The sequence below is a fragment of the Streptomyces sp. NPDC055962 genome (genome assembly GCF_042270185.1).
GTDB lineage: Bacteria > Actinomycetota > Actinomycetes > Streptomycetales > Streptomycetaceae > Streptomyces.
The window spans coordinates 551,051-567,600 of the sequence record NZ_JBHJYN010000001.1 but is presented as its reverse complement, the minus strand read 5'-3'; the positions used below and the strand labels follow the sequence as shown (position 1 = coordinate 567,600).

Here is a 16,550-nt window from a genome sequence, read left to right as displayed (position 1 = left end):
CAGCCCCATGACCACCCTCGTATCCACCACGGACACCGTCACCCGCGACGCGCTCGCTGTCCTCCAGCCGGGCTTCACCGGCACGAGCGCCCCCGACTGGCTCCTGCGCAGGGTCGGCGAAGGCCTGGCCTCCGTCGGACTGTTCGGCCGTAACATCCACTCTCCCGAGCAGCTCGCGGCCCTCACGGCCCGGCTGCGCGCCGAGCGGGACGACGTGCTCGTCGCGATCGACGAGGAGGGCGGCGACGTCACCCGGCTCGAGGTCCGCAACGGCTCCTCCTTCCCCGGCAACCTCGCCCTCGGTTCCGTCGACGACGTGGACCTGACCCGGGCCGTCGCCCGGGAGCTCGGCCGCCGGCTGGCCGAGTGCGGCGTCAACCTCAACTGGGCGCCGTCCGCGGACGTCAACTCCAACCCGGTCAACCCGGTCATCGGCGTGCGGTCCTTCGGTGCCGACACCGCGCTCGTCGCCCGGCACACCGCCGCGTACGTGGAGGGGCTCCAGGCCGCCGGTGTCGCCGCGTGCACCAAGCACTTCCCCGGGCACGGCGACACCGCGGTCGACTCGCACCACTCGCTGCCCCGCATCGATGTGGACCTGGACACCCTCCACGCCCGTGAGCTGGTGCCTTTCCGGGCGGCCATCGCGGCGGGTTCCAAATCAGTGATGAGTGCACATATCCTGCTTCCCGCACTCGACCCGACCCGTCCGGCGACCCTGAGCCCGCAGATCCTCACCGGTCTGCTGCGCCAGGAGCTGGGCTACGAGGGGCTGATCGTCACCGACGGCATGGAGATGGACGCCATCGCCGGTACGTACGGCATCGAGCGCGGATCCGTCCTCGCGATCGCTGCGGGCGCCGACGCCATCTGCGTCGGAGGCGGGCTGGCCGACGAGGACACCGTGCTGCGGCTGCGTGACGCGCTGGTGACGGCGGTACGCACCGGTGAACTGTCCGAGGAGCGGCTGGCCGACGCGGCCGCACGTGTACGGGCCCTCGCGTCCTGGACGCAGGGGGTCAGGGGGGCTGCCCCGGAGCCGGGCGCGGACATGCAGGAGGGGACCGCGCCCGGCACCGGAGCCGGGATCGGACTGGTCGCTGCCCGACGGGCCGTGAAGGTCACGGGCACCGCCGGACCGCTGACCGGGCCGGCCTACGTCGCGGCGCTCACCCCGGTGGCCAACATCGCGGTGGGCCACGAGACGCCGTGGGGCGTGGCGGCCGAGCTGTCGCGGATCCTGCCCGGCACGGAGACGGACACCTACGACGGCGCGAGCCCGTCGCCGGGCGCCGAGGTGCTGGCGGCGGCCGGGGACCGGCCCATCGTCGCCGTCGTCCGCGACGCCCACCGGCACGCGTGGATGAGCGAGGCGCTGGACGTCGTGCTGGCGGCCCGCCCCGACACGGTCGTGGTCGAGATGGGCCTCCCCGAGGCGCCGCCCCGGGGGGCGCTGCACGTCGTCACCCACGGCGCCGCACGGGTGTGCGGGGTCGCGGCCGCCGAGGTGATCACCGGTACGGGGGCCTGACGCCGCCGGAGGACGACGCAGGAGGGCCGGGCCACCGTGACGGTGGCCCGGCCCTCCTGCGTGCGGGGAGTGCCTACAGGCCCTGCCACCGCGGCTTCGCCGCGTACGTGGCACGGAAGTAGTCGGCCAGCTTGAGCTTCGACGCCGCCGCCTCGTCGACCACGACCGTGGCGTGCGGGTGCAGTTGCAGTGCCGACGCCGGCACGATCGAGGCGATCGGGCCCTCGACGGTCTGGGCCACGGCGTCGGCCTTGCCCTCGCCGGTGGCCAGCAGGACCGGGTGGCGGGATTCGAGGATCGTCCCGATCCCCTGGGTGATGACGTGGTGCGGCACCTGCTCGATGTCGTCGTCGAAGAAGCGCGCGTTGTCGATCCGGGTCTGCTCGGTGAGGGTCTTGATCCGGGTGCGGGAGGCGAGCGAGGAGCACGGCTCGTTGAAACCGATGTGCCCGTCGGTGCCGATGCCGAGGAGCTGGAGGTCGACCCCGCCGGCCTCCGCGAGCGCCGCGTCGTACGCCTCGCAGGCGGCCTGGACGTCCTCGGCGGAGCCGTCCGGGCCCATGAAGGACGCCTCGGACAGGCCGAGCGGCTCGATGACCTCGCGCAGGACGACCGAGCGGTAGGACTCGGGGTGGCCGGCGGGCAGTCCGACGTACTCGTCGAGCTGGCAGATCCGGGCGCGCGCGACGTCGACGGCGCCGGAGCGGACCTTCGCCGTCAGGGCCTGGTAGATGGGCAGCGGGGTCGAGCCGGTGGCAACGCCGAGCAGGGCGTCGGGCTTGCGGCTCAGCAGGGCCGCGATGGCCTCCGCGATGAGCTCGCCGCCTGCCGTGGCGTCCGGGACGATGACAACTTCCACGCTGTGCCTGCCGATCTGAAGAGTGGCGTCATGTGGTATAGACCAATCTGAAGTCCCAATCTAGCAGAACGGGGCGCGCCGGAGGGGAACCGTTCACGAGTGGGTCACCGGTTGTCGCCCTGTCGGCGGACGGCTCCGTCCGCGGGGGGGAATCACCCCCGGAAACACCCGCGGGCCGCGGCGCCGGGACGGGACCCTCAGCCCGTCCGGCACCGCAGCCCGGAGCTACCTGGCCGGCGGTGTGCGGTGCCTCCGGCCACTGGAGGCACCGGCGCAGTCAGGGCAGAGAGCGCCGGGTACCTCGGTCCGCTCTCCTGTGCGGGGAGAGCGGAGGTCTGTCGCGCGGGAGCGGGTCCTGCCCGTCGTGCCCCCACGTGGTGCATTGTGGACTAGACCAATAGGCCGTGTCCATCCGTCGGCGCGGACAATCTCCCGTCCGGGCCGTCCCTCACAGTGTCACGTATCCGGGGGCCGTTCGGTTCGGAACCTCTTCCTTTCCACGGGTACGCTCGCACGTGTGCCCTCCATGAACGATCTGGTCCGCCAGCACACAGCCCTCGGTGACACCGACCTCGAGTGGCTCCACCTGCTGGTCTCGGAGTGGCAGCTGCTCTCCGACCTCTCCTTCGCCGACCTCGTCCTGTGGGTCCCCACCCGCGACGGGACGCGCTACGTCTCCGTGGCGCAGATGCGGCCCAACACCGGCCCGACGTCCTACCAGGACGACATGGTCGGACACCTCGTGCCGCGCGGCCGCCGACCGCTGCTGGACGCCGCCCTGGACGAGGGCCGCATCGTGCGCGAGGGGGACCCGGAGTGGCGTGAGGAGGTGCCGGTCCGGGTCGAGTCGATCCCCGTACGGAGGGAGGGGCGGATCCTCGGGGTCATCGCCCGCAACACCAACCTCCTCACCGTGCGTACGCCCTCCAGGCTGGAGCTCACGTATCTCCAGTCCGCCTCCGACCTGGCCCAGATGATCGCCGCCGGGTCGTTCCCCTTCCCCGGCCAGCAGGTCGACATGGACGCGTCGCCCCGCGTGGGTGACGGGCTGATCAGGCTCGACGCCGACGGCGTCGTGCAGTACGCCAGCCCCAACGGCCTCTCCGCCTACCACCGGCTGGGCCTCGCCTCGGATCTCGTCGGCCACCACCTCGGTGCGACGACCGCCGAACTCGCCCCGTCGCGCGGCCCGGTGGACGAAGCCCTCGTCAAGGTGGCGAGCGGGTACGCGCCCAGGGAGTTCGAGGTCGAGGGCGCGGGCGGTGTCATCCAGCTGCGTGCGATCCCGCTCAAGCCCAAGGGGGTGCGCATCGGGTCGCTGGTGCTGCTCCGCGACGTCACCGAACTGCGGCGCCGCGAGCGGGAACTGATCACGAAGGACGCCACCATCCGGGAGATCCACCACCGGGTGAAGAACAACCTGCAGACGGTGGCGGCCCTGTTGCGCCTCCAGGCGCGCCGGATGGACTCGGAGCGTGGCCGTGAGGCGCTCAACGAGGCAGTACGGCGCGTCGGTTCGATCGCCATCGTCCATGAGACGCTGTCCCAGAACCTGGACGAGCGGGTCGAGTTCGACGAGATCGCCGACCGGGTGATCGCGATGGTCGCCGAGATCTCACCCGGAAAGGTCACCTGCCGCCGCACGGGTCGCTTCGGGATTCTCGACGCGGAGGTGGCCACCCCGCTCTCGATGGTGCTCACCGAAGTGCTGCAGAACGCGCTGGAGCACGCCTTCACCGTGGCCGAGCGCGGCACCGTGGAGGTGTCCGTGGTGCGCGGCGGCTCGCCGGCCGAGGGGCGGCTCCTGATCACGGTGACGGACGACGGGCGCGGTCTGCCCGAAGGGTTCGATCCCCAGCGGGCCGGCAACCTGGGCCTCCAGATCGTACGGACGCTCGTGGAAGGCGAGCTCGGCGGAACCTTCGGCATGGTCCCGGCCCCGGAGCGCGGTACGCAGGTGGTGCTCGACATCCCCGTGCAGAACGACAAGTAGACCTGTGGTGGCGGCGGTCGCCGCAGCCGGCACCGGACATGGCAGTGGGCCCGGACCGTTGTGACGGTCCGGGCCCACTGCGTGGTGCTCACGGTGCGATGCGCTTCGGGGGTACTGCGCGCTGCGACTCGAAGGCGGGGCTGTGCGTACGCTCTGTACGCGCCGCCGGGCTGAGGCTCGTCGTGCGGGGGGCGTCGGTCAGGCGCTGGCGTTACGCGCCCGGTTGCGAGCGGCACGGCGCTTCATTGCGCGGCGCTCGTCCTCGCTGAGGCCACCCCAGACGCCGGAGTCCTGGCCGGACTCGAGCGCCCACTGCAGGCACTGCTCCATGACGGGGCAGCGACGGCAGACGGCCTTGGCTTCCTCGATCTGCAGCAGCGCAGGACCGGTGTTGCCGATGGGGAAGAACAGCTCGGGGTCTTCCTCACGACAAACGGCGTTGTGACGCCAGTCCATGGCTGCTACCTCTCCTTGGTATTACATGCTGGTGCTTGTGAATGTGAACGCTTTCACGAATCCCCCCGCAGACGAAGGTCCGACGTCCAGATGAACTGGATGTGGTCCTGTTGTGGTGAGGAGGGGTTCTGGCTCTCAGTGGAGGCCGATGTTGCGGGCCGTCCCGATCGCCATGTAGAGATTCGCAAACCTCGGCGGCGGATACAACCCCTTCTGGAAACTTTTTTTTGATTCCTCGGTGTCGACTAGGTCACAGCCGTACTTCTAAGGGGTGGGGGCCAGCCCAAACGTTCGAGTTAAAGGACTTTCGCCCCTTCTACTCACACAATCACACGCAGTGCACGGCGTACGCCTGTGAACGTCACGCTTGTACGCAGTCCCAGGTGGTCGCCGTCCATCTGGAAGGGCAGTGGAGCCTTTGAATGCAAGGTGAAGTCCGTGAGGTCGTGCATGGAGACGGCGTGCTTGCCGTGTGGGCCTTTCTCGGGGCTCGAAGTGAGCAGCTGAGTGGCGTACCGGGTCACGGCGGGGGTGGAGAGGCGCTTGAGGGCGAGGATGTCCAGGGCGCTGTCGAAGGAGGCCTTCGGGGAGGCGTATATCGGGCGGTTCCCCAGGTAGGTCCAGGGTGCGGTGTTGCAGATTATCGACAGCGCGAGGTCCGTGACGGGGTCCTGGCCGGGCACGTCGAGGGTGATCAGCCCGTTGCGCCGGTGCGGATCCTCCATGAACTGCCGGAGCACCTGGCGCACGTACAGGGCATGGGTCGACCGCTTGCCCCGCTCGCGCTTCTGTTCGACCCTGCCGATGACGCCCGCGTCGAAACCGAGCCCCGCGCAGAAGGTGAACCAGCGCCCCGGAACGGCCTCGTCCGCCGTGCCCGGGGTGCCGGCCGCCAGGCCCAGGCCCACCGTGCGCTCGCTGCGGTCGGCGAGGGCGTCCAGGATGGCGCCCGTCGCCTCGACGGCGTCGTTGGGGATGCCCAGGGCCCGGGCGAACACGTTGGTGGACCCGCCGGGGACCACGGCAAGGCTCGGCAGGCCCTCCGGGTCGGGACCGTCGTGCAGCAGCCCGTTGACCACCTCGTTGACCGTGCCGTCGCCCCCGAGGGCGACCACCAGGTCGATGTCGTCGGAGTCGGCGGCCCGTCGTCCCAGGTCCCGGGCGTGGCCGCGGTACTCCGTGGTCACGGCCTCGAGTTTCATCTCGCTCGCGAGGGCGTGGATCAGCACGTCACGCGTCCGCGCACTGGTAGTGGTGGCAGCTGGGTTGACCACGAGGAGTGCGCGCATGTCCGCCAGAGTACCTACGGTGCGCCACCGCCCTGAAGTCACGATCCGAGGGGTCCACGGGCAGTCACACAGTGTGACCGGGTCGTCGTGGCGCGTCCGGCGCGGCCCCGGCTTCGCGATCGGGGGGCCGGGATGCGAATCTGAAAGACGTGAGCACTCAGCAGAACACGCCCTCTCCGTCGCCCTCGGCCGGTGCGGAGAAGCCGGGCCGGATCGCCGCCCTGGCCGCACTCAACGCGCTCGAAGGCGCGGCGCTCGCCGTCGGCGGGATCTACATGCTGGCCGTCGGCCTGTTCGGGGCGCCCGACGACATCCAGCAGGCCGAGATGGGCGGACTGACGCTGGTCGCGCTCGGTCTGATCCCGCTGTTCGCGGCCCGCGGGCTGCTGCGGCGCCGTAGCTGGAGCCGTGGCCCCGCGCTCATCACCCAGCTCATGGCGATGCCGGTGGCCTGGACGCTGCTGCGGGCCCAGGGTGCGCTCATCCCCGCCGGCATCGTCCTTGCGGCCGTCGCCGTGACGGCGCTCGTCCTCGTGCTCGACCCCACGACGACGAAGGCGCTGGGCATCCGCCGGGGACCGCGTCCGACCCCCGACGCCTGACCGGTGTCCGGGCCGGGACTCCCCGGCCCGTTCCCCGGGACCCCTTCCGGCTGCTACTCCTCGACGAGCAGCCGCTCGCGCAGCTGTGCCAGCGTGCGGGCGAGGAGCCGGGAGACGTGCATCTGCGAGATGCCGACCTCCTGCGCGATCTGCGACTGGGTCATGTTGCCGAAGAAGCGCAGCAGCAGGATCCGCTTCTCGCGCGGCGGGAGGTCCTCCAGCAGCGGCTTGAGCGACTCGCGGTACTCGACGCCCTCCAGTGCCTCGTCCTCGGAGCCCAGCGTGTCCGCGACCGCCGGGGACTCGTCGTCCGTGTCCGGCACGTCCAGCGAGAGCGTGCTGTAGGCATTGGCCGATTCCAGCCCCTCCAGGACCTCCTCCTCGGAGATGCCCAGGCGCTCCGCCAGCTCGTGCACGGTGGGGGAGCGGCCGTGCTGCTGGGAGAGCTCCGCGGTGGCCGTGGTCAGCGACAGCCGCAGTTCCTGGAGGCGCCGGGGCACCCGGACCGCCCAGCCCTTGTCCCGGAAGTGGCGCTTGATCTCGCCGACGACCGTGGGAGTCGCGTACGTCGAGAACTCGACGCCGCGGTCCGGGTCGAACCGGTCCACCGACTTGATCAGGCCGATGGTGGCGACCTGGGTCAGGTCGTCCAGCGGCTCCCCGCGGTTGCGGAACCTGCGGGCCAGGTGCTCCACGAGCGGCAGGTGCATCCGCACCAGCCGGTTGCGCAGCTCGGCCTTCTCCGCCGAGCCGTCGGGAAGCTCCCGGAGCTCGATGAAGAGTGCCCGTGCCCCGCTGCGGTCGTGTGGATCGTGGTGCCTGTGCTCGCTCATCTGGCCTGCCCGCTCCGCCTGCGACTGCTCCGCCGCGACCGGACGGCCCTGCGTGCCGTCCGCCCCGTCCGGCCCGCCCTCCGGGTGCGGCCGGGCCTGCTGTTCCGGGAGGGCGGCTGGGCGCACCGCCTCCGACCGGATCGTCTCGTCCCGCACAGGACCGTCCCCGTTCCCGTCGCTCACGCCGGCCCGGGTCCCGCGCCGCGCTGTTTGTAGAGGCTGATGCTGACCGTGCGGTCGTCGGCGACCGTGGAGTCGACCTTGCCTGCCAGTGCGGAGAGCACCGTCCACGCGAAGGTGTCGCGTTCCGGGGCGCGGCCGTCCGTCGTGGGGGCCGAGACGGTCACCTCGAGGGAATCGCCGACGAGGCGGAACACGCAGCTGAGCACGGAGCCCGGCACGGCCTGCTGGAGCAGGATCGCGCAGGCCTCGTCGACCGCGATTCGGAGATCCTCGATCTCGTCGAGAGTGAAGTCCAAGCGCGCTGCGAGACCGGCCGTGGCCGTACGCAGCACCGACAGGTAGGCACCCGCAGCGGGCAGCCGGACCTCTACGAAGTCCTGGTTCCCGGGCTCGCCTGCGATCTGGGACACCCTCACCTCCAAGGTGGCACAAACTCGTTCGAGGCTCCGGGGTGATTGCCCGGGGCCGTGCGGACCGTCGTCGGTTCTGTGGTTCGGCGACGCTGTCGCGACCCATGATGCCGTGTCGCCGCGACCGCAACCTCATGGTTACTCATGGTAGGCACATGAGTACGCACAGTGGCTAGGGGTCTGCGGCGGTCAATTGCGAAGAACCGGCGCCGGTTTGACGTACCCAGGCGTCAGACGATCGAACCGTCCACGAAGCACCAGCGCCAGCTCTCCGCGCATTCGAAGCTGCGCATCACCGGATGCCCGGTCTCCCGGTGGTGCGCGGTGGCGTGCTTCAGGCGCGAGGAGTCGCAGCACCCGACGTGCCCGCAGACGAGGCAGAGACGCAGCTGCACGGGATGGGTGCCCGCCTCCAGGCACTCCTGACAGGTGTCGTGGAGCGGGGCGGGCTCGGGGCGCGGCAATTCGGATACGTGGGCGCACTCACTCATGATGGCCACGTTACGTCGGATGTGAGGACGGTGAGATGGACGCATTGCCGCTGGTGGCGCTCATCGCGGCAAGCGCCGCGGTCGCGGGGGCCGCGCGGCGTACCCCGGTCCCCGCACCCCTGCTGCTGGTCGCCGCCGGCCTGCTGGCCTCGTACCTGCCGGGGGTGCCGACCTACACGCTGGACGCGCACGTCGTGCTGCCCCTGCTGCTCCCGCCGTTGCTGTACACGGCGGCGGTCGACAGCTCGTACCTCGACCTGCGGGCCAATCTCAGACCGGTCGCGCTCCTCTCGGTGGGGTACGTGCTCTTCGCGACGGTTGCCGTGGGGTGGCTGGCCTATCTCCTCGTGCCGGACCTGCCCCTCACCGCCGCCCTGGTGCTCGGCGCGGTGGTCGCCCCGCCCGACGCGGTCACGGCCGCCGCGATCGCCCGCAGGGTCGGTCTGCCCGCACGGGTGACGACGATCCTCCAGGGGGAGTCGCTGGTCAACGACGCCACCGCGATCACCGCCTTCAAGGTGGCCCTCGCCGCCGCCGTCGGCGAGGGCATGAGCTGGGGCGCGGGGGCCGGTGAGTTCCTGCTCGCGTCGGTCGGGGGCGTCGCGGTCGGCCTGCTGCTGATGGTGCCGCTGCACTGGCTGCGCACCCACCTCAAGGAGGCGCTGCTCCAGAACACCCTGTCGCTGCTGATCCCCTTCGTCGCCTACGCGGCGGCGGAACGGGTGCATGCCTCCGGGGTGCTCGCCGTGGTCGTCGTCGCCCTCTACCTGGGGCACCGCTCCTGGCAGGTCGACTTCGCGACGCGCCTCCAGGAGGCGGCCGTCTGGAAGATGGTCGCGTTCGTCCTGGAGTCCGCGGTCTTCGCGCTCATCGGGCTGCAGCTGCCCTTCGTGCTCAGAGGGCTCGGCGCGTACGGCGTCGCCGAGGCCCTCGGTTACGCCGTCCTCGTGTTCGTGGCCGTCGTGGCCGTGCGCTTCGTCTGGGTGTACCCGGCGACGTATCTGCCGCCCCGTCTCTCCAGGCGGATCAGGGAGCGCGAAGGTGTGCCCCCGTGGAACTCGACCCTGATCGTGGGCTGGGCCGGGATGAGAGGCGTCGTCTCCCTGGCCATCGCCTTCTCCATCCCGATGGTCACGCACGACGGGGAGGACTTCCCTGCACGCAACCTGGTGCTGTTCCTGACGTTCACGACCGTCATCGGGACCCTGGTCGTCCAGGGGCTCAGCCTGCCCCTCCTGGTGCGCGTGCTGAAGCTCCGGGGGCGCAGCGAACGCGACCAGACCCTGGCGGAGGCGCAGGCGCAGAACGAGGCGTCGACGGTGGCCGACGAGCGGCTGGAGGCGCTGCTGGCCGACCCGCGCAACGAACTCCCCGACCCCCTCACCCAGCGGCTGAGGGCCGTCATGGAACGGCGCCGCAACGCTGTGTGGGAGAGGCTCGGCGCGCCCAATCCGGTCACCGGGGAGTCGGTCGACGACACCTACCGGAGGCTGGCGCGGGACATGATCGCCGCCGAGCGCGAGGTCTTCGTACGCCTGAGGGACGAGCGGCGGATCGACGACGAGATGCTGCGGGCCCTCCTGCGGAGGCTGGACCTGGAGGAGGCCGCCGCCTACCGGGAGTCGGACGGGGCGTGACCGTGGTCCGCCGCCGGCCAGGGGCTTCCCGTGACGACCGCGGTGACCGCGGACCCGGGGGCGAACGCGCCCTCCCCGGCCAGGACGGTCAGTCCGTACAGGAGCTTGGCGACGTAGAGCCGTTCCACGGGCAGGCCGTGCCGGTCCTCGAAGTCGTCGGCGAAGGCGTGCAGCTCCGGCGTCGTGCGGGCGTACCCGCCGAAGTGGAAGCGCTCGTCCAGCGACCACTCCCCGGCCGGGCCGCCGAACGCCTCCCGCTGCAGGTCGCGCACCGCCTCTCCCAGGAAGCCGCCGCGCAGGACGGGAACGCCCAGGGCGCGCTGGCCCCGGCCCAGCCCGGCGGCCAGCCCCGCCAGGGTGCCGCCGGTGCCGCAGGCGACCGCCACGGTCCCGGTCTCGCCCCGGAGCTCGCGGCCGAGCTCTGTGCAGCCCTGTGCGGCCAGCGCGTCGCTGCCGCCCTCCGGGACGACCAGGCAGTCCCCGAAGAGTCTCAGCAGGCCGTCCAGGACGCCGGGAGAGGTCTTCGCGCGGTAGGTGGCGCGGTCCACGAAGTGCAGGCGCATGCCGTCGGCGGCGCACCGCGCCAGGGAGGGGTTCAGCGGGCGGTGGGCCAGCTCGTCGCCCCGCACCACGCCGACGGTGGGGAAGCCCAGCAGGCGCCCGGCGGCGGCCGTGGCCCTGAGGTGGTTCGAGTAGGCCCCGCCGAAGGTCAGCACCGTACGTCCGGCGGTGGCCCGGAGGCCGGGGGCGAGCTTGCGCCACTTGTTGCCCGGGAGGTCCGGGTGGATCAGGTCGTCACGCTTGAGCAGCAGCGTCACGCCGTGCCGCGCGAAGCGCTCGTCCTCGGCCGGCTGCAGGGGTGAGGGGAGCACCGGCTGCAGCCGGGAGAGGTCGGGTGCGTCGTCGTCCATGCCTTCATTGTGTGCCGCCCGTACCGCCCTACTTCAGCCGGTCGTGGATCCGGTTGCGCATGCCCGTCATCGAGAAGCCGCGCGGGTCGACCTTGCCGGGCTGCCATTCCAGGTGCCCGATGACCGACGGGGCGTCCCAGCCGTGGAAGCGGCATACCGCGGCCGCGGCCTTCTCGATGGCCTCCAGCTGCACGGCGGGCCAGGGGTCCTTGCCGTCGCCGAGGTTCTCGCACTCGAAGCCGTAGAAGTGCCGGTTGCCGTCGGTGTTGGACTCGTTGTCCGACGGCAGGCGCGTCTCGGCGATGACGGCGCGCAGGACGTCGTCGTCGCCGAGACCGGCGTGGTTGGCGCGGCCGTAGCCGACCAGGTGGACCCGGCCGTCCTTGGCGATCACACCGTGGCAGAGCGGGCCCGGCAGGCCCGAGTAGCCGTCCCGGCAGATCTCGACGGTGCGGGCGGTGCCCTTCGTGACGGTGTGGTGGAGCATCACGCCGTGCACGGGCCCCCAGGGGCCCTTGTGGTTGCGGTTGTGCGTACGCCAGTCGCCCACCTGGACGACGGTGAGTCCTTCGTCCTTCAGGGCCTTGAGGAAGCTGCTCGCGGACATCGGTGAGGACATGGCCAACTCCTTCGTCACGGGGCGGAGCGTGTGTCCGTACAGCGCTTGTACCGGAACAGGAGGCTCCGCCAAACCTGTTCGTGCGCTGTTCGCGTCGTGTGCGATTCGATCCGGACACTCCGTACGTGGCGGCGGCGCGTCGTGTTCAGTCCTGGGCGAGCCAGAGATCGGGGCCGAACACCTCGTAGTGGATGTCGGCCGGGGCCACCCCCCTGCCCAGCAGCTGGGTCCGGACGGCGCGCATGAAGGGCAGCGGACCGCAGAGGTAGGCCCGGCTGCCCGGCGCGATCTCCAGTCCGTCCAGGTCGACCCTCCCTGTGCGCTCGGCGGGGTGTCCGGGCGCCGGGGTCTCGTACCAGAAGTGGGACGAGCCGCCGGGCAGTTCACCGGCGAGGGCCTCGTGGCGGGCGCGCAGCGCGTGGTCGGCGGGCGACCTGTCGCCGTGCACCACGGTGACGGGCGAGCGGTGCCCCCGCCCGGCCAGGTCTTCCAGCATCGACAGGATCGGGGTGCAGCCGATGCCGGCCGAGACGAGGAGCAGGGGGGCGTCGGAGTCGTCGAGCACCAGGTCGCCGTAGGGCGCCGAGACGCGCAGCGGGTCGCCCGCGCGCAGCCGTGCGTGCAGGTGGGCGGAGACCTCGCCCTCCGGGCCCTCCTCACCCCGCACCCGCTTGACGGAGAAGGAGCGCGGGCCGGGGCCGGGCGCCCCGGTGAGGCTGTACTGGCGTATCTGACGGGCGCCGTCGGGGAGTTCCACCTGGACGGAGACGTACTGGCCCGGCCGGAAGGCGGGCGCAGGTGCGCCGTCGGCGGGGATGATCCGGAAGGTGGCGACGTCGGGGGTGTCCTCGGTGCGTGAGATCACCGTCCACGCGCGCCACACGTCCCCCGCCGTCACGTCCTGCTGTGCGTGGAGCCGCTCCTCGACGGCGATCAGGGCGTCGGCCATCAGCCAGTAGACCTCGTCCCAGGCCGCGGCGACCTCGGGGGTGACCGCGTCGCCGAGCACTTCGGCGATCGCGGCGAAGAGGTGGGTGTGCACGATCGCGTACTGCGGGGCGGTGATGCCCAGCGACGCGTGCTTGTTGGCGATGCGGCCCAGCATCACGTCGGGCCGGGTGCCGGGGTTCTCGACCAGGTGCGTGGCGAAGGCGGCGATGGAGCCGGCGAGCGCCCGGCGCTGGGTGCCCGACGCCTGGTTGCCCCGGTTGAACAGGTCCCGCAGGAGTTCCGGGTGGGCGTCGAACAGCTTCCGGTAGAAGAGGTCGGCGATGTCGTCGACGGCCGCTCCCACGGCGGGCAGCGTGGCTCGTACGGTCGCGGTCGACGTGTCGGAGAGCATCGGTTGACTCCTCGGTCGTGAGGGCGGCCGCGCGGGGCGGCCCTCGAAAAATGGCATGTGAGATGCGTATTTCTGCCCGGGCGTGCCCGGCCGCGGGTGCGGCGAGTTGTCCGCCGGGCGTGCGGGGGGTCAGCCGGCCGCGGGCCGGCCGCGGCTGATGCCGAGCAGGAGCGGGCCGGTGGGGGAGGAGACGAGATCGCCGACCGTGAGGGGGTCGAGCGAGGCGTAGAACGCCTCCTCGGCCCGGCGGAGCGCGGAGCGGAGCAGGCAGGCGGAACGCAGCGGGCACGGGGTGCCGCCCTCGCATTCGACGACCTCGCCGGGCCCTTCGAGCCGTCTCACCAGGGCGCCGACCGATGCCGACCGTCCGGCGGTGGTGAGGGCGAGGCCCCCGCCCCGGCCGCGTCGGGCCTCGACCAGGCCGAGGTGCTGGAGGCGGGCGACTACCTTCGCCGCGTGGGTGTACGGCACCTGCATGGTGGCCGCCACCTCGCGGGTGGTCGGCGGGTCCTCTCCGTCCGCGGTGGTGGTCAGGCGCATGAGCACCCGGAGCGCCACATCGGTGAATCGCGTCAGCCGCATGGCCGCAGCGTAGATAAGTTGCATATGAGATGCAAGTAAGGGCGGCTGTTCCCGGCCGGCGAGGGAGGGCCATGATGGGGGAGCGGCTCCGTGACGGATGCGGGGTCCGCGTGGTGCGAGAGAGGTGGTCAGCGGCCGTGCCGAAGCCGAACGCAGCCGACGGGATACCGGCGAGCAAGGTCATCACCGACCCGGACAGCCTGGGCCGTTACGCGCACGACGAGGCGGAGTGGGCCCCGGCGGGGGTGCCCCTCGCCGTCGTGCGGCCCCAGGACACCGACGAGGTGCGGGCGGTCGTCGCGTACTGCGCCGGACACCGGATCCCGGTGATCCCGCGCGGCGCCGGTACGGGCCTCTCGGGCGGGGCCAACGCGGTGGACGGCGCCGTCGTGCTCTCGTTCGAGGACATGAACCGGATCCTGCGCATCGACCCGGTGGAGCGCATCGCCGTCGTCCAGCCGGGAGTCGTCAACGACGACCTGCGCGCCGCCTGCGCCGCCGAGGGGCTCTGGTACCCGCCGGACCCCGCGAGCTCCCCCTGGTCCACCATCGGCGGCAACACCGCCACCAACGCCGGGGGCATGTGCTGCGTCAAGTACGGCGTCACCCGGGACTACGTCATCGGGCTCGAGGCCGTCAACGGCCTCGGCGAGGTCGTGCGGATGGGCAGGCGGACCGCCAAGGGCGTCGCCGGGTACGACCTGTGCGGGCTGTTCGTCGGGTCCGAGGGCACGCTCGGCGTGATCACCGAGATCACCGTGAAGCTGCGCGGCGCGCGTCCCCCGGAGCGCACCGTGGCGGGTTTCTTCGACTCGGTGGTCGCCGCCGGCGACGCGGTGAGCCGGGTGACCGCCGCGGGCATCGTGCCCTCGGCGCTCGAACTCCTCGACCGGCACTGCCTGAAGGCCGTCGACGAGTGGAAGAACATGGGGCTGTCGGCGGACGCCGACGCCATCCTGCTCGGGCGGGTCGACACCCCGGGAGCCGCGGGTGACGCGGAGGCCGACGCCGTGCGGGCCTGCTTCGCGGAGGCCGGCGCCGCCTGGGCCGAGGTCTCCACCGACCAGGCGGAGGCGGACGCCCTCTTCCAGGCCCGCCGCCTCGCCTACCCCGCCCTGGAGCGGCTGGGTCCGGTGCTCACCGAGGACGTGGTCGTGCCGCGGTCCCGTGTCCCGCAGATGCTGGCACGTGTCGAGGAGATCGCCGGCGAGCACGACGTCCTGATCGCCAACATCGCGCACGCCGGCGACGGCAACCTCCATCCTCTGATCATCACCGAGCCGGGGGACGACGCCGCCCGCGCCCGCGCGCAGCTCGCCTTCGAGGACATCCTCGACGCGGCGATCTCCTTCGGGGGCACCGTCACCGGTGAGCACGGAGTGGGCCTGCTGAAGATGGGCGGGATGGGCCGGGAGGTGGGCCCCGTCAACCTCGCCATGCAGCGGGCGGTCAAGGCCGCCCTGGACCCGCACGGCATCCTCAACCCGGGCAAGGTCGTCACGTCCGGCGCGCCGCTGTCCGGCTGACCGCCCTACCGGAGGGGCTCGCTGAGCTCGACGGCCCGCAGCGCCGCCGCGAGCGCCTGCTCGCCGCCGACGTCGAGGGCCGTGTCGGTCAGCTTGACGACGTGCTCGTCGCCGTGAGCCAGGGCCAGTTCGAAGACCTCTTCGGGCGTCACCCCGCCCGGCGGGACCCAGGCCACCGGGGCCTTGGGCGCGTACATGGCGGTGACCGCGGCCGAGGCGGTCCACGCGGCCCGGAGGCTCGGCACCCACAGGGCGCGCGGGAGCGCGGGAAGCGTCCGGAGGACGGCGTTGGGTGCGGTCGCCGCGTGCACCAGCATCGTCTCCTCACCGTGGCCGTGCGTGGCGTACCGGTGGGTGGCCGCCCGCACCAGCTCGGTGAGCCGGCTGCGCGCCTCCTCCGGGTCCGTGACCGAGGCCGCCCACACCGGCACGCTCGTGACGCGGCCGAGCCGGTCGGGGAAGCCGCCCTCCCGCGCGGCGATGGGGCGCACCGCGTCGAGGGCCGCGCCGGCGCCCTCGGCACCGGCCACGGGGGCGAGGCCGGTGACGGGGTGGTGGCGTGCCGCCCAGTAACCGAGGCCGTGCGCGAGCTCGTTCAGCCGCGGCCCGGTGCTCTCGCCTGCCAGCAGCGTGCGCACGGCGTGGCCCACGCGGATCACGGGGTGCGTCGATCCGCCGTACATGCCGGGCAGGAGGCGGGGCCACCACTGGGCGAGCACGTCGCGCCAGGGGCGCTCGGCGATCTCCCGGCCGAAGTAGCCGATCCAGTCGGCGGCGCGGCGTGGATCACCCAGCGCGGAGCGCCAGTCGGCGTCCGTGACCGGCTCCACGCCGGCCGGGAACTCCTCGAGCCGGCACGCGTACACGTCGAGCCAGCGGTGCACGGCCTCCGGCCGGCCGTTGGCGGCGAGGGCCTCGACGGCCATCGGTGCGTGGTTGGTGAGCCGTCCGAGGCGCTCGGGGCCGGACGCGTGCAGGCGCTGGAGCGCCTCGTCGAGGGTGCCTGTCGTATCCATGGCGAGAACGCTAGGCCGCGGTACCCGGCGCCGTAACGGGCGGAGGTCCGGGATCCGGAGCGTGCGGAGGACCTAGGTCCCGGGCCCCGGCCGCCCTGCGACCGCAACGACTTCGCACGGTTCGCGCCCGGTCCGTATGCGGGCGCCGGGATGCGGGCAACGTTCCCGTCCCGCGCCCGATTAGTCACACTCTTTTGTGTAATAGCGCGCGGTGTCCTCGGGCTGGAAGTGTGCTTCTCGCAGGTCAGCCCATGATCGAGAGGATGTCGG

The 16,550-nt window shown here is 72.1% G+C and carries 16 protein-coding genes; 5 read left to right on the top strand and 11 right to left on the bottom strand.

Going from position 1 to position 16,550, the window contains the following annotated elements:
- The first annotated feature begins 7 nt into the window (after positions 1 to 7).
- Complete coding sequence (locus ACFC51_RS02505; RefSeq protein ID WP_376526634.1) at positions 8 to 1,531, top strand: glycoside hydrolase family 3 protein; 1,524 nt, start codon at positions 8 to 10, stop codon at positions 1,529 to 1,531.
- A gap of 73 nt (positions 1,532 to 1,604) precedes the next feature.
- Here the strand turns inward: ACFC51_RS02505 and nagB are convergent, their stop codons facing one another.
- Complete coding sequence (gene nagB / locus ACFC51_RS02500) at positions 1,605 to 2,390, bottom strand: glucosamine-6-phosphate deaminase (RefSeq protein WP_376380517.1); 786 nt, start codon at positions 2,388 to 2,390, stop codon at positions 1,605 to 1,607.
- A gap of 526 nt (positions 2,391 to 2,916) precedes the next feature.
- On the opposite strand from nagB, the gene ACFC51_RS02495 reads away from it, so the two are divergent.
- Positions 2,917 to 4,383 carry a sensor histidine kinase gene (locus tag ACFC51_RS02495; RefSeq protein ID WP_376380545.1) on the top strand — a complete coding sequence of 489 codons (1,467 nt, stop codon included), beginning with the start codon at positions 2,917 to 2,919 and terminating at the stop codon, positions 4,381 to 4,383.
- Positions 4,384 to 4,581: 198 nt separating this feature from the next.
- On the opposite strand, the gene ACFC51_RS02490 is transcribed toward ACFC51_RS02495, so the two are convergent.
- A complete protein-coding gene (locus ACFC51_RS02490) occupies positions 4,582 to 4,839 on the bottom strand; it encodes a WhiB family transcriptional regulator (protein ID WP_003953983.1) in 258 nt (85 codons plus the stop codon).
- Positions 4,840 to 5,159: 320 nt separating this feature from the next.
- Positions 5,160 to 6,128 (bottom strand): diacylglycerol/lipid kinase family protein, encoded by a 969-nt coding sequence (locus tag ACFC51_RS02485; protein WP_376380519.1) that lies wholly within the window; start codon positions 6,126 to 6,128, stop codon positions 5,160 to 5,162.
- 149 nt (positions 6,129 to 6,277) lie between these two features.
- On the opposite strand from ACFC51_RS02485, the gene ACFC51_RS02480 reads away from it, so the two are divergent.
- On the top strand, positions 6,278 to 6,730 hold the full coding sequence (locus ACFC51_RS02480; protein ID WP_376380522.1) for a hypothetical protein: 453 nt from the start codon (positions 6,278 to 6,280) through the stop codon (positions 6,728 to 6,730).
- A gap of 53 nt (positions 6,731 to 6,783) precedes the next feature.
- Here the strand turns inward: ACFC51_RS02480 and ACFC51_RS02475 are convergent, their stop codons facing one another.
- The 3 genes from ACFC51_RS02475 to ACFC51_RS02465 all read right to left on the bottom strand — a co-directional run bounded on the left by ACFC51_RS02475 (position 6,784) and on the right by ACFC51_RS02465 (position 8,647).
- Positions 6,784 to 7,719: an RNA polymerase sigma factor SigF gene (locus ACFC51_RS02475; protein WP_376380548.1), complete on the bottom strand. Its 936-nt coding sequence runs from the start codon at positions 7,717 to 7,719 to the stop codon at positions 6,784 to 6,786.
- 23 nt (positions 7,720 to 7,742) lie between these two features.
- Positions 7,743 to 8,156 carry an anti-sigma regulatory factor gene (locus ACFC51_RS02470; protein ID WP_014154139.1) on the bottom strand — a complete coding sequence of 138 codons (414 nt, stop codon included), beginning with the start codon at positions 8,154 to 8,156 and terminating at the stop codon, positions 7,743 to 7,745.
- A 230-nt stretch (positions 8,157 to 8,386) separates the two neighbouring features.
- A complete protein-coding gene (locus ACFC51_RS02465) occupies positions 8,387 to 8,647 on the bottom strand; it encodes a UBP-type zinc finger domain-containing protein (RefSeq protein WP_376380525.1) in 261 nt (86 codons plus the stop codon).
- Positions 8,648 to 8,682: 35 nt separating this feature from the next.
- Here ACFC51_RS02465 and ACFC51_RS02460 point away from each other — a divergent pair, with 35 nt between their 5' ends.
- Positions 8,683 to 10,284, top strand: a complete 1,602-nt coding sequence (locus ACFC51_RS02460; RefSeq protein ID WP_376380527.1) for a Na+/H+ antiporter — start codon at positions 8,683 to 8,685, stop codon at positions 10,282 to 10,284.
- Here ACFC51_RS02460 and ACFC51_RS02455 read toward each other — a convergent pair.
- The 4 genes from ACFC51_RS02455 to ACFC51_RS02440 form a co-directional block, all read right to left on the bottom strand.
- The gene (locus ACFC51_RS02455; protein ID WP_376526632.1) at positions 10,260 to 11,195 is read right to left on the bottom strand and encodes a 1-aminocyclopropane-1-carboxylate deaminase/D-cysteine desulfhydrase; all 936 of its coding nucleotides are present in this window, start codon (positions 11,193 to 11,195) and stop codon (positions 10,260 to 10,262) included. The genes ACFC51_RS02460 and ACFC51_RS02455 overlap by 25 nt on opposite strands.
- A 28-nt stretch (positions 11,196 to 11,223) precedes the next feature.
- Entirely contained in the window at positions 11,224 to 11,814 is a 591-nt protein-coding gene (locus ACFC51_RS02450) for an N-acetylmuramoyl-L-alanine amidase (protein WP_376380533.1), read from the bottom strand.
- Between the two features lie 145 nt (positions 11,815 to 11,959).
- The gene (locus ACFC51_RS02445; protein ID WP_376526629.1) at positions 11,960 to 13,156 is read right to left on the bottom strand and encodes a globin domain-containing protein; all 1,197 of its coding nucleotides are present in this window, start codon (positions 13,154 to 13,156) and stop codon (positions 11,960 to 11,962) included.
- A gap of 129 nt (positions 13,157 to 13,285) precedes the next feature.
- Entirely contained in the window at positions 13,286 to 13,738 is a 453-nt protein-coding gene (locus tag ACFC51_RS02440; protein ID WP_376380539.1) for an RrF2 family transcriptional regulator, read from the bottom strand.
- A gap of 137 nt (positions 13,739 to 13,875) precedes the next feature.
- On the opposite strand from ACFC51_RS02440, the gene ACFC51_RS02435 reads away from it, so the two are divergent.
- Entirely contained in the window at positions 13,876 to 15,264 is a 1,389-nt protein-coding gene (locus tag ACFC51_RS02435; RefSeq protein WP_376526626.1) for an FAD-binding oxidoreductase, read from the top strand.
- Positions 15,265 to 15,269: 5 nt separating this feature from the next.
- Here ACFC51_RS02435 and ACFC51_RS02430 read toward each other — a convergent pair whose 3' ends face one another.
- Positions 15,270 to 16,280, bottom strand: coding sequence for a questin oxidase family protein (locus tag ACFC51_RS02430; protein WP_376380810.1), 1,011 nt, complete (start codon positions 16,278 to 16,280; stop codon positions 15,270 to 15,272).
- Positions 16,281 to 16,550 lie beyond the last annotated feature (270 nt).